Source organism: Rhodococcus sp. ACS1 (assembly GCF_002300155.1).
Taxonomy (GTDB): domain Bacteria; phylum Actinomycetota; class Actinomycetes; order Mycobacteriales; family Mycobacteriaceae; genus Rhodococcus_F; species Rhodococcus_F koreensis.
This window is the reverse complement of record NZ_NSDZ01000006.1, coordinates 257,496-270,173: the sequence shown is the minus strand read 5'-3', so window position 1 is coordinate 270,173 and position 12,678 is coordinate 257,496. Positions and strand designations below refer to the sequence as shown.

General features: G+C 68.0%; 12 protein-coding genes. 5 read left to right on the top strand and 7 right to left on the bottom strand.

Going from position 1 to position 12,678, the window contains the following annotated elements; all coding sequences use genetic code 11:
- The first annotated feature begins 100 nt into the window (after positions 1-100).
- From CJ179_RS29795 to CJ179_RS29775, 5 genes are all read left to right on the top strand, one after another.
- The gene (locus CJ179_RS29795; RefSeq protein WP_095864015.1) at positions 101-1,366 is read left to right on the top strand and encodes a CaiB/BaiF CoA-transferase family protein; all 1,266 of its coding nucleotides are present in this window, start codon (positions 101-103) and stop codon (positions 1,364-1,366) included.
- The gene (locus CJ179_RS29790) at positions 1,363-2,286 is read left to right on the top strand and encodes a hydroxymethylglutaryl-CoA lyase (protein ID WP_095863801.1); all 924 of its coding nucleotides are present in this window, start codon (positions 1,363-1,365) and stop codon (positions 2,284-2,286) included. Before CJ179_RS29795 ends, CJ179_RS29790 begins: the two co-directional genes overlap by 4 nt.
- Before the next feature lie 77 nt (positions 2,287-2,363).
- A complete protein-coding gene (locus CJ179_RS29785) occupies positions 2,364-2,750 on the top strand; it encodes a nuclear transport factor 2 family protein (RefSeq protein ID WP_095863800.1) in 387 nt (128 codons plus the stop codon).
- 1 nt (position 2,751) lies between these two features.
- Positions 2,752-3,936, top strand: a complete 1,185-nt coding sequence (locus CJ179_RS29780; protein ID WP_095863799.1) for an acyl-CoA dehydrogenase family protein — start codon at positions 2,752-2,754, stop codon at positions 3,934-3,936.
- Positions 3,927-5,300: a phosphotransferase family protein gene (locus tag CJ179_RS29775; RefSeq protein ID WP_257015835.1), complete on the top strand. Its 1,374-nt coding sequence runs from the start codon at positions 3,927-3,929 to the stop codon at positions 5,298-5,300. The genes CJ179_RS29780 and CJ179_RS29775 overlap by 10 nt, the downstream gene beginning before the upstream one ends.
- Positions 5,301-5,371: 71 nt before the next feature.
- Here CJ179_RS29775 and CJ179_RS29770 read toward each other — a convergent pair whose 3' ends face one another.
- From CJ179_RS29770 to CJ179_RS29740, 7 genes are all read right to left on the bottom strand, one after another.
- Positions 5,372-6,436, bottom strand: a complete 1,065-nt coding sequence (locus CJ179_RS29770) for a branched-chain amino acid ABC transporter permease (protein WP_095863798.1) — start codon at positions 6,434-6,436, stop codon at positions 5,372-5,374.
- The gene (locus CJ179_RS29765; protein ID WP_095863797.1) at positions 6,433-7,317 is read right to left on the bottom strand and encodes a branched-chain amino acid ABC transporter permease; all 885 of its coding nucleotides are present in this window, start codon (positions 7,315-7,317) and stop codon (positions 6,433-6,435) included. Before CJ179_RS29765 ends, CJ179_RS29770 begins: the two co-directional genes overlap by 4 nt.
- A 16-nt stretch (positions 7,318-7,333) precedes the next feature.
- Positions 7,334-8,041: an ABC transporter ATP-binding protein gene (locus CJ179_RS29760; RefSeq protein ID WP_072941411.1), complete on the bottom strand. Its 708-nt coding sequence runs from the start codon at positions 8,039-8,041 to the stop codon at positions 7,334-7,336.
- Positions 8,038-8,823 (bottom strand): ABC transporter ATP-binding protein, encoded by a 786-nt coding sequence (locus tag CJ179_RS29755; protein WP_095863796.1) that lies wholly within the window; start codon positions 8,821-8,823, stop codon positions 8,038-8,040. Before CJ179_RS29755 ends, CJ179_RS29760 begins: the two co-directional genes overlap by 4 nt.
- A complete protein-coding gene (locus CJ179_RS29750) occupies positions 8,820-10,058 on the bottom strand; it encodes an ABC transporter substrate-binding protein (protein ID WP_095863795.1) in 1,239 nt (412 codons plus the stop codon). Before CJ179_RS29750 ends, CJ179_RS29755 begins: the two co-directional genes overlap by 4 nt.
- A 114-nt stretch (positions 10,059-10,172) precedes the next feature.
- Positions 10,173-11,705 (bottom strand): long-chain-fatty-acid--CoA ligase, encoded by a 1,533-nt coding sequence (locus CJ179_RS29745; protein ID WP_095863794.1) that lies wholly within the window; start codon positions 11,703-11,705, stop codon positions 10,173-10,175.
- A gap of 44 nt (positions 11,706-11,749) precedes the next feature.
- On the bottom strand, positions 11,750-12,676 hold the full coding sequence (locus CJ179_RS29740; protein WP_095863793.1) for a cyclase family protein: 927 nt from the start codon (positions 12,674-12,676) through the stop codon (positions 11,750-11,752).
- Positions 12,677-12,678 lie beyond the last annotated feature (2 nt).

Genomic DNA, 12,678 nt, shown 5'->3' with positions numbered 1-12,678 from the left:
GGTGCGCTTCCTGCACACCCCTCACCATCGACTGACCAACGGCCGACCGATCGATCTCGTCGACTCGGCCGTTGTTCCGATCTCCCCGAAGGCACGCACAATGACAACGCACCCACCGTTCGCGTCCGCTACCACCGACACACCGCAGGGAGCGCTCGACGGCCTGCGGGTACTCGAACTGGGCACCCTCATCGCAGGCCCGTACTGCGGGCGCCTCCTCGGTGACATGGGCGCCGACGTCATCAAGATCGAAGCCCCCGATCGTCCCGACCCCCTGCGGGACTGGGGCCAGGCCGAGGGCGGGCACCAATACTTCTGGTCCGTGCACGCCCGCAACAAACGGTGCGTGAACCTCGACCTGCGCACCGAGGCCGGCCGGCGGATCTTCCTCGACCTCGTCGCCACCGCCGATGTCGTCGTCGAGAGCTTCCGGCCCGGCACCCTCGAGCGCTGGGGCGTCGGCTACGACGTTCTCCGGGAAATTTCCCCGCGGCTGGTCCTGGCCCGGGTCTCCGGTTACGGCCAGACCGGTCCGTACGCCGCGCGTCCCGGATACGCGTCGGTCGCCGAGGGCATCAGCGGCTTGCGGCACCTCAACGGATTTCCCGGCCAGGCGCCCCCGCGGATCGCGCTCTCGCTCGGCGACAGCCTCGCCGGGATGTTCGCCTTCCAGGGTGTCCTCGCCGCGCTCATCGCGCGCGAACGCACCGGCCGGGGACAGATCGTCGATGCCGCGCTCACCGAGGCCGCACTCGCCATCCAGGAGTCCACCGTTCCCGACTACCACAAGACCGGTCACGTCCGGCAACCCTCCGGCACCCGCCTCGACCGCGTCGCACCGTCCAATCTGTATCGCACGCAGGACGGACTGTGGGTGATCATCGCGGCCAACCAGGACACGCTGTTCGCGCGTCTGTCCGCTGCGATGGGCCGCCCCGACCTCGCCACCGATCCGCGCTACGCCACCCACACCGCGCGCGGTGATCACCAGGACGAGCTCGACACCCTGATCGCCGAGTGGGCGGCCGGCTTCCCCGCGGCGGAGCTGATCGAGCTGCTGACCAAGTTCGAGGTGGTCACGGGCCCGGTCAACACGGTCGCCGAGGTGATGGCCGATCCCCAGTTCAACGCCCGCGAGATCTTCGTCGACCACGTCGACCCCTCCCTCGGGCCCGGCGACACCGGATTCGATCCGGAGCCGGTGAAGGGAGTCGGGGTGATCCCGAAACTCAGCGAGACCGCGGGCGGGGTCCGCTGGGGTGGGCCCAGCCGCCCGGGCACCCACACCGACGAGGTGCTCACCGAAATCCTCGGCTACGACGCCGACCGACTCACCGCACTGCGCGAGCAGGGCACGATCTCGTGACCGCGATTCCACCGGAGGTCGACATCCGGGAGGTCGGGCCCCGCGACGGACTGCAGATCGAGAAGCCCATTCCCACCGCCGCCAAGCTGGAGCTGATCGACGCGCTCGCCGCGACCGGTGTCCGGCGCATCGAGGTCACGTCCTTCGTCTCCCCGCGGGCCGTCCCGGCGCTGACCGACGCCGAGGCCGTCGCCGCCCAACTCGGCCGCTGGCCACACGTCACCTTCTCGGCGCTGGTTGCCGGACTCGGCGGCGTCAAGCGAGCACTCGCAGCGGGTCTGACCCGCCTCGAGTACGTCGTCTCCGCGTCCGACGGGCACAGCCGGGCCAACGTCGGCCGCAGCAGCGAGGAGTCGATCGCGCTGATCACCCCCGTCGCCGAACTGATTCACCAGGCGGGCGGCACACTCGAAGTGATCGTCGCCATCGCGTTCGACTGCCCATTCGACGGACCCACCCCACCGGAGCGCGTGGCCGACATCGCGCGGCGTGCAGTTCTTTCGGGTGCCGATGCGGTGTCGGTCGCCGACACCATCGGGACCGCGACGCCGGTGCGCACCACAGACGTGCTCGCCCGGGTGCGCGCCGCCGCCCCGGGCGTCGACCTCGGCCTGCACTTGCACGACACCCGCGGCCAAGGCCTGGCGAACGCGTGGGCCGCATACACCTCGGGCATCCGCCAGTTCGACGCCTCCGTCGGCGGGCTCGGTGGGTGCCCCTTCGCGCCGGGCGCGAGCGGCAACATCGCCACCGAGGAACTGGCCTACATGTTCGAGGACGGCGGCATCACCACCGGCATCGACATCGACATCGAACTCGACGCGGCTCGACTGGCCGAGCGCCTGCTCGGCAAATCCCTCACAAGCAGACTGCTCTCGGCCGGGGGCCGACCGGTTCCCACCGGCACCGCCTGCAATTGACCACCTCGCTGCCGACACCGCGACGGAACACTCCGCCGCTCCGCGCGCAGCACCACACGGAAGAGACGGATTTTCGCATGAACGAGCTGGCTGATCGCTTCTTCGCCGCCGTCGGTGACGGCGACGAAACGACACTGACCGAGCTGTACGCACCGGACGCTCGGATTTGGCACAACGACGACGGACGCGAACAGACGGTCGCCGAGAACCTGACGGTGCTGCGCTGGCTCTCGCGCACTCTCGAGGACCTGCGCTACGAGGACATCCGCCGCCACGAGTTGCCGGAGGGCTTTGCCCAGCAGCACGTCCTGCGCGCCACGCTGCCCGGCCACGGACCGCTGGAGGTGCCTGCGTGCCTGTTCGTCCGCGTCGACGACGGCCGGATCACCCGTATCGACGAATACGTCGACTCCGCCGCCACCCTGCCCCTGCGCGCGCAGGCCGGCCGGCGACGGGAGCGCTGACATGCCCGAAACCCGTTCCGCCGTCCCGCTCCCCGAACTGTGCGCGCGGATGCGCTCGTTCATCGACGAGGCCGTCATCCCCGCCGAACCCATCCTGGTGAACGAGGACGGCCCCGCTCACGTGGCCATCGACGAATTACGTTCGAGGGCCAAGGAACTCGGTTTGTGGGCGCTCGGCCATCCCGCCGAACTCGGCGGTGGCGGTGTCCCGTTCCTCGACTTCGTGCATCTCAACGAGATCATCGGACGCTCGGAGTTCGGCCAGTTGGCCGTCGGCTCGGTGTCCATGCAGGACACCCTGATGCTGCACAAACACGGCACTCCCGAGCAACGGCAGCGATGGATTCCCCCGCTGGTCGCCGGGGAATTCCTGCCGTCCGTCGGGTTGACCGAACCGGACGCGGCGGGATCCGATCCCACCCTCATCGAGACACGCGCCGACCTCGACGGCGACACCTGGATCATCAACGGACACAAATGGTTCACCACCGGCGTAAAGGACGCCGGCTACTGCTCGGTCTTCGCCCGGACCGAACCCGACACCGCCCCGAGGCACGAGCGCATCAGCGCGATCATCGTGCCGACCGACACCCCCGGATTCCAGATCGTCCGGTCGATCCCGACGATGGGGCACGACCCGAGTGATCACTACGAGGTCCGGCTCACCGATGTGCACGTCCCCGCCGCCAATCTCCTCGGCGAACGCGGCAAGGGCTTCGCGGTGGCCCAGGACCGGCTCGGCCCCGGCCGGATATTCCATTGCATGCGGTGGCTCGGGCAGGCTCAGCGCGCATACGAGTTGATGTGTGCCCGCGCGAACACCCGCTACGCCCACGGCTCACTGCTCGCGGAGAAGGGCGAAGTGCACCGCTACATCGCCGAATCCGCCGCCCAGATCCACGCCGCCCGGCTCATGACTCTCGATGCCGCTCGCGCGATGGACGCCGGGGAGGACGCCAGGGTGCGCATCGGGCTGGTGAAATTCTGGGGCGCCCGCATGCTCCACGACGTCGTGGACCGAGCCATCCAGATTCACGGGGCGCTCGGCCTGACCGCCGATACCCCACTCGAGCGGATGTACCGGCAGGCGCGGTACGCCCGCATCTACGACGGTCCCGACGAAGTTCACCGTATGTCGACCGCCCGCCGGTTGCTGCGCGATCCCGAGGCTGCACCATGGCGATGACCGACGCTCCCGTAGCCCTCGCGGACGGCATCCGCGCCGTCCTGGCCGCCGCCTACGGCATGGACGCCACGGTCGGGGAACCCCGGCAGCTGACCGGCGGCGCCAGCCGGCAGGTGTGGGCCGTCGACGCCGACGGCCCGGACGGGCAACCCCTGCCCGTCGTGTTGCGCCGCGACCCGCCCGGGCACGGCGACGCCGCCCGGATGCGCGCGGAGGTGGCGTGCCTGCGGGCCACCGCCGCCGCGGGAGTGCCGGTGCCCACCGTCCTCGCTTCCGGGGACACCGCACCCGGCATCGACGCCCCGTACCTGATCATGAACAAGGTGGAGGGCGAATCACTCCCCCGGAAACTGCAGCGGGACCCCGCCTTCGACGAGGTGCGCAGCCGTCTCGCCGAGGACATGGGTTATGTCCTCGGCCTGATCCACCGCACTCCCCTGGACTCTCTCGCCGTGCTCGACACCACCGACCCGGTGGACGCGCTCGAGGCCACCTACCGCGACCTCGGCGAACCCCGGCCCGCGGTCGAGGTGGGTCTGCGATGGTTGCGTGACCACCGTCCACCGTCGCGACCGCAGGCTTTGGTACACGGCGACTACCGGATCGGAAACCTTCTCGTCGACGGAACCGGCATCCGCGGAGTGCTCGATTGGGAACTCGCCCACCTCGGTAACCCCGTCGAGGACCTCGGCTGGCTGTGCGTGCGGGCGTGGCGGTTCGGCGCGGATGAGCCCGTCGCCGGAATCGGCGCCCGCGACCAGCTCCTGGACGGCTACGAGAAGGCCACCGGGACGAGGCCGTCGTTGCCCGAACTGCACTGGTGGGAAACGTTCGGAACCGTGAGATGGTTGGTGCTGAGCAGGTTTCAGGCCGAACGTCACCTCGGCGGGGCCGAGCGGTCCCTCGAACTGGCGGCCATCGGACGCCGGGTCTGCGAATCCGAATACGACCTGCTCGACGTCCTCGGACTGCTCGACGACGCCGCAACCGCTCCCCCGCCGGCGCCACCCGGGCGCACCGTGCACGACAGGCCCAGTGTCCCGGAGATCCTCGACCTCGTGGCCGGCACTTTGGCCGACGACCTCGGACCGGCCCTCGACGGAACGCACGAGCGGGAGCGGTATCTCCTGCGGATCTGCGTCAACCTGTTGCGCACCGCGGGGCGTGAACTCGATGCCGGGAACGGCGCCGATTCCCTGCTCGACGGCGCCCTCGGTGCGCTCGGATGCGCGTCCGAGGCCGAGCTTGCCGCACGGATTCGCGCGGGGGCTCTCGACTACCTCGACGACAGCGTGCTCCGGGCGATCTCGATCGCCGTTGTGGCCCGCCTGCGGGTGGCCAATCCCCGGCACATGAACGCATAGCTGCGAAAAGCGGGAAGTGCCCGGCGGATTCGTCCGCCGGGCACTTCCCGTTTCGAGCCCACCACAGATCGTCAGTGGGAGGCGACCAGCTCCCGCGGATCCTCGTCGACCGAAGACACAGCCCGCCTGTGTCGGCGAGCGCCGGGGATCTTGCTCACCAGCGGCCCCAGCACCCACCGGATCACACTGATCAGCCCGTACGGGATCACGAAGATGAAGACGATCAACGCCGCACCGTACGTGATGCCCGCCGCCGACTGATTGATCTCCGCTGTCCACTGCGGCACGTACTGCACGAAGAACGCCCCGAACACCACACCGGGGACGGTGCCGAGGCCACCGATGACGATCATGGTGATGAAGGCGATCGCCAACGGGAGCCCGAATGCCTCGGGGCCGACGTACTGGACCACGAAGCTGTAGAGCACGCCGCCGATGCCGGCGAAGGCCGCGCTGAGCGCGAACACCGTCGTCTTCGTGCGGGTGGCCGGGACGCCGAGCGTCGTGGCGACAGCCTCGTAGTCCCGGATCCCGATCAGTGATCGACCGATCCGGCCGGTGGAGAGTCGCCGGACCACGAAGAAGGCGATCAGCGCCACCACCAGGCACAGGTAGTACACCCACTGGTCGCGTTCGAGTCCGCTGAATGCCGGGGGTTCGGCGCCGGCGATGTTAATTCCCGCCTGGCCGTCGGTGACGTGCTCGAACCGTTTGATCACCGCCGGGGTGACCAGTGCCAGCCCTAGAGTGGCGAGCGCCAACTGAAGTCCGTGGAGGCGCAGGGCGGGCAGGCCGAACAGGTACCCGATCACGAAACAGACCGCGAACGCGACCGGAAGGAGCAGCAGGTACGGGACGTCGTGATTCTCGACCAGCACGGCACTGAGGTACGCACCGACGGCGAAGAAGAAGCCGTGGCCGAGAGAGATCTGACCGGTGTTGCCGGTCAGCAGGTTCAGTCCCAGCCCGACCACCACGTACACCAGCACCATGGATCGATCGAAGTTGACGTACGGCGCCGACACCAACGGCGCCACCGCCGTCACGAGGAGCACCACCGCAACCGTCGCTCTCGCCAGCCACCGTGGTGGATCGAGTTCGGCGCGGGGACGGCGAAGCAGTTCGACGATTCTCATACTCGGGCCACCTTCCGTGCACCGAACAGACCCTCGGGTTTGAGGAGCAACACACCGAGGATCAGGGCCAACGCCACGGCCTGTTTGAAGTCGTGGCCGATCCAGGAAATGTAGGTGCCGGCAAGGTTTTCCGCGACACCCACGCACAATCCGCCGACGAGTGCACCGACCGGGCTGTCGAGGCCGCCGAGGACGGCGGCGGCGAAGGCGTAGATCAGCGAGGCGACGAGCATGTTCGGTTGCAGGAACAGCTGCGGCGCCGCGAGGGAGGCGGCGAGGGCTCCGATGGTCGCGGCGAGGCCCCAGCCGATCATGAGCATCCGGCCGACGGGCACGCCGATCAGCTGCGCCGAGTCCGGGTTGTCTGCCGCCGCCCGCATCGCCAGCCCGACTTTCGTCCGCTGGAACAGGACGAACAGCAGCGCCGCGACCACGACGACGGCGGCGACGATGACCAGCGACTGCTGGGAAACCGCAACCGGACCGAGCGTGAGCACCGGCCCGGACACGATCGCCGGGAACTCCTTGCTCTGCACGCCCCAGATCCAGCCGGCGGCGCTGTTGAGCACCAGCATCAGGCCGAGGGTGATGATGACCAGCGGCATGTGGTTCGGCGACGATGCCAGCGGCCGGATCAGTACCCGTTCGGTGGCGGCTCCGCCGACGAAGGCGACCGCCATCGCGCCGAGGACGGCGAGGTACAGCGGCACACCCCATGCGTGGAACTGCCAGGCGAAGAACGCCGAGAACATCGCCATCTCGCCCTGCGCGAAGTTGACGATTCCCGATGCGCGGTAGACCAGGACGATGCTCAGCGCGAACGCGCCGTACACGGCGCCCCACATGAGCCCGTCCACCAATTGTTGGAGAAATACATCCATGACCACTCTCCTGTGCTCAGTAGCCGAGGTAGGCGCGTCGCACCGACTCGTCGTGCGCCAATCCGGCGGCGGGGCGTTGGGCGACGACTCGGCCCGCGTCGACGAGAACCGCGGACGTGCCTATCTCGAGGGCGAGGTGCGCGTTCTGTTCGACCACGAGGATCGTGGTCTCGGTCTCCTGGCTGATCCTGCCGAGCGCACGGAAAACCTCCTGCGTGATGCGCGGGGCCAGGCCGAGGGACGGTTCGTCGAGCAGCAGCAGACGCGGCCCGGCCACCAGCGCGCGGGCGATCGCGAGCATCTGCTGTTCACCGCCGCTGAGCCCGCCCGCCTGCTGGTTACGTCGCTCGCGTAGTCGCGGGAAGAAGTCGTACCAGTGCTCGACGGCCCGGTCGGTGATCGCCGCCGACGTCGTGAATCCCCCGACGCGAAGGTTCTCCTCCACCGTCAGGGTGCCGAAGGTGCCGCGGCCCTGCGGAACATGGGCCACACCGAGCCGGGCGATCCGGTCGGTGCGCATGCCGGTGATGTCGCGGCCGTCGAGCCTGATGCACCCGCTGGTGCGGACCATCTGGCAGATCGATCGGAGGATGGTGGTCTTGCCTGCGCCGTTCGCGCCGAGTACCACGGTCACCTCCCCTGCCGGTACCTGGAAGTCGATGCCGTGCAGCACTTCCGCACGGCCGTATCGGGCATGCAGGTTTTCCACGGTGAGCAGGTTCATGCCGCACCGCCCAGGTACGCCTCGATGACCTCGGGGTGAGCAGCGACCTCTGCCGGTTCGCCCTCGGTGACCTTCTGCCCGAAGTTCAGTACCACCACCCGGTCGGAGATCGACATCACCATGGCCATGTGATGCTCGACGAGCAGCACCGAGAATCCTCGCTCGTCGCGCAACCGGCGGACCGTCTCGGCGAGTTCGAGGACCTCCTCGTGGATCAGTCCGTTCGCCGGTTCGTCGAGCATCAGCAGGCGAGGTCGTTGCATCAGTGCCCGTGCGAGCTCGACCCGTTTCAGGGTGCCGTAGGGCAGGTTGCCTGCCGGTTCGCGGCCGACGTGCGCGAGATTCATCGACTCGAGCAGAGCCCAGGCCTCGTCCCGTTCGCCTGCCTCCTCCCTGCGGGTGCGCGGCAGTCCGAGAGCGGTGGCGAGGAAGCCCGCCCGGGTGCGCGAGTAGGCCCCGGTGAGGATGTTGTCGAGCACCGAGATCGTCGGGAACAAGCCGATGTTCTGGAAGGTGCGCGCGATCCCGGCGTCGGCGACCCCGTCCGCCGACTGCGCAAGCAGGTCGGTGCCGCCGAACGTGATCTGTCCCGAATCCGGTTCGTAGAGTCTGCTGATGCAGTTGAACAAGGTGGTCTTCCCGGCGCCGTTCGGGCCGATCAGCCCGACGATCTGTCCGGGCTCGATCGTGAACGACGGTCCGTCGAGGGCGACGACTCCTCCGAACCGCAACCGGACGTCGCTGACTTTCAGCGTGGGCATATCCGGTGGCCGGGCGGTCATCGTTCGGCGCTGCGCGTGACCACAGCGTCGTAGTGCCAGCTGCCGTCGCGGAACGTCATCGGCGCCATCGACGTGATTGCGTACGGGTAGTCCGCGCTCGTGTCGAACGTGACGCCGTCGATGGACAGGTCGGTGGTGACCGCGTGCAGATTCCGGACGGAATCGAGCAGATCGGCGCGGGTGCACCCCTTCATCTGTTCGAGTGCGGCCACCAGCAGCTGAGCGGTGTTGTAACCGGTGGCGGCGATGGTGTCGGAGGACTTGAACGCGCCGGCGTGCCGATCGGCGAAAGCGCGCCATTCCTGCACGCCCGGCACCTGGTCGTGGTCGGTGCTGCTGACGTCGTAGATCCAGTAGAACGAATGCACGCCCTCGGCGGCGTCGAGGCCCGCCGGTGCGAGGACGAAGTTGGTGTCGGTGGCGCCGGAGTAGATGTAGGTCTCCGGCTTCCAGCTCAACTCGTGGGCCTTCTTCAGAGACTGCGTCACGAAGCCGGCGGTGGCGAAGTTGACGAACACGTCGGCCCCGGAGTTCGCGAGGTTGACCACCTGCGAGTCCACGGACGGTGTGGTCTGTTCGTACGACTGCTCGGCGACGATCTGTGTGCCGCTCCCGTCGAGGGCGGACTTCAGGGCGTCGAGACTGCCGTTGCCCAGACTGTCGTTCGAGTACAACACCGCGACCTTGCCTTGCGGGTGATCGCGAAGGATCTGTTTCGCCCGCTCGGCGACCTCCCAGCCGGTCTGCGGGTTCACCGCGCCGGCGACCACGGGCCGTTCGTCGAGGGTGGTGAGCAGTTCGTCGGTGCCGGTCATGGGGAACACCAGCGGGACGTTCTTCTGGGCGAGGTAGTCGACGACCGCGAGGGTCGAGGCGGTGCCGATCAGGTTCTGGATCGCGAAGACGTGTTGCTGTTCGACCAGCGATCGGACGTTGCCGACCGTGCGCGCCGGGTCGTATCCGTCGTCGAGTGCGGTGTAGACGATCTTGCGAGACTTGCCATCACCCATCGCGACGCCGCCGGCGGCGTTGATCTCGTCGAACAGGGCGGACGCCGCGGTCGCCTGGGGTCCTGCGATCGACTGGACCAGGCTGGTGCCGAAGTGGATCTCGGTGTCGGTGATGCCGGGGTCGCAGCCGCCTGCGGCGGTCGCGGTGTCATCTCGGCCAGAACATGCGGTCAGGGCCGCGGTGGCGCACAGGGCTGTCAGGCCCGTGGCGAGGATACGTTTCATGGTTGCTCCGTTAGAGGGAAGTCACAGGGACGGAAGACGTTCCAGCGGGGTTGTTTTCGGCAGCGCGCAGCGGGCGGCGACGAGAATCGTCGCCGCCGTGCGCGGTGAGAGGGACTAGACCGTGGTGTGGGAGAAGCGTTCGCGCAGATCGCGTTTGAGGATCTTCCCGGTGACATTCCGGGGCAGGGTGTCGACGAACTCGACCCGGCGGGGCACCTGGAATCCGCCGAGCTGTTCCCGGCAAGCGGTGATGATGTCGTCCGCGGTGGCCGTGGCGCCGTCGCGGAGAACGACGACCGCACAGACCAGTTCGCCCCAGGTGTCGTCCTCGACGCCGATCGCCGCGGCCTCGGCGACCGCGGGGTGACGGTAGAGGGCCTGCTCGACGGTCAGAGAGGCGACATTCTCGCCGCCACTGATGATCAGGTCCTTCTTCCGGTCGACGATGTAGACGAAGCCCTCGTCGTCGCGTCGGACCAGGTCACCGGTGTGGAACCAGCCGTCGGTGAACGCGGCCGCGGTCGCGTCCGGATCGCGCCAGTAGCCGGTCATCACCTGGTCGCCGCGGACCACCATCTCCCCCACGTGCCCGGTGGGCACGTCGCGCATGGCGTCGTCGACGATGCGGATGTCGACCAGGCGCATGGGTTTTCCTGCGGCGGCAAGTAATCCGCTCTCACCGCCGGCAGCGCGCAGATGCGCGTCGTAGTCGAGGTGGAGCACGTTGCCTGCGAGTTCCGTCATTCCCATGCCCTGATAGAAGTCGCAGCGGAGACGTTCGAGTCCCTGCCGCAGCACCTGCGCCGGGATCGCCGACGATCCGTACCCGATCGCTTGCAGGGTGCTGAGATCGTGGTCGGCAAGGGCCCGATCCTGGAGCAGGAAGTTGATCATCGTGGGTGCCAGCCCGGTCTGTGTAACCTGCCATTGCTCCACGAGACGCAGGAACGTCGCATTGTCGTAGGCGCGGACGATGCCGACGGTGCTTCCCATCAGGTGGTTGAGCAACGTCACGTACCCGCCGACATGGCACAGCGGGAAACAGAACAAGAAGACCGTGTCCTCCGGCAGAGCCCACTGCAGCGCCGAGGACGTGATCCCGCTGACCAGGTTGCGGTGGCTGATCATCACACCCTTCGGTGTCCCGGTCGTGCCGGACGTGTAGACCAGCCACGCGATGTCGTCCGGTGCCGGCCGAACCGTCGGCGCCTGCGCGGGTCCGGCACCGACGAACTCGTCCCAGCCGACGGTTCCCGGCGCGGCCCCGATCGAGACGATCGTGTGCACCGACGGGATAGAACCGCGAATCTGGTCGACAGCGCCGGCGAACTCTTCGGCCACGATGAGCACGGTGGCACCCGAATGCTCGATCAACGCGGCAATCTGGTCGGGATGCAGACGGAAGTTGAGGATGGTCAAGGCCATCCCGGCCATCGGCACACCGTAGTAGCAGTCGAAATACTCGGTGCAGTTGGTGGACAGGATCGCGACCCGGTCCCCCGGCGCGGCAACACCGAGCAGTGCACCCGCGAGCCGTCGGCTGCGATCACGCAGCTCGGCGTAGGTCACTGCCTCGTCCTCGAATCGCAGCGCGATCCGGTCGGGATGCTTGCGCGCGCCGTACTCGACGATGTCGCTGACCAGCATTCAGTTTCTCCTTGGAACGGATGAGGTGGTGGTGGACTTGGTGCTCACCGGATCGCGAGCGGGTTGATCGGCGACCCCACCCCGCGGGTGAACTGCAGAGGCGGTCCGGCATAGAAGAAGTCGTACAGGCCGTCGGCGGCGCAGGCGGCGGAAAGCTCCTCGAAGTCGAGCAACTCGGCAAGGGTCATACCCATGTCGCGGATCAGCACCATGTGAAGCTCGAACAACGCCCCCGGATTCTCGCCGGGCATCACCTCGACCGCCCAGTTGTCCGAGCCCACGACCGCGACGTCGCGCTCCCGCAGCCACGTGGCGCACGACAGACTCAAACCCGGCTCACCCGCCATGAATCCTGCTGGATCGTGGTCGGCGAGAAACTTTGCGCGCCAACCGGTGCGGATCAGCACGATGTCGCCCGGACCGACCTCGACGTCCTGTGCGGCGACGACGGCGTCGAGTTCGTCCGGAGTGATCGCCGTCCCGGCCTCGAGCCACTCCACACCGCGCGCCCTCGCGACGTCGAGCAGCACGCCGCGACCGGCGATCCCCTTCGCCTGAGTGTGGATCCCGCACTTGTCGGCACCCTTGACGGTGACCCCCGTACCGGGATGACCGTTGTAGAGCTGATCGTCGTAGTGCACATGGGACAGGGAGTCGTACTGCGAGCCCGCCTGCAGCGGCATGAAGACGTAGTCGTCGGCCCATTTGAAGCCTCCGGGGAGCACCTGCTCCTGCCCGTTCTCGGCCATCAGCCTGATCGGGTTGATCCGATTGCCTCCCGGCTGGGGCCCGTCCCCGTCGAGTGGGATGCCCAATTCGAATATCGTGCCGGTCCGAATCAGCGCAGCGGCAGCCGCCACACGCTCGGGAGTGATGAGGTTCGTGGTTCCACGCTCGTCGTCGGCACCCCAGCGCCCCCAGTTGCTCAACCGCCGGCCCAGTTCTCGCATGTCGGATATGGACGTGGTCATCC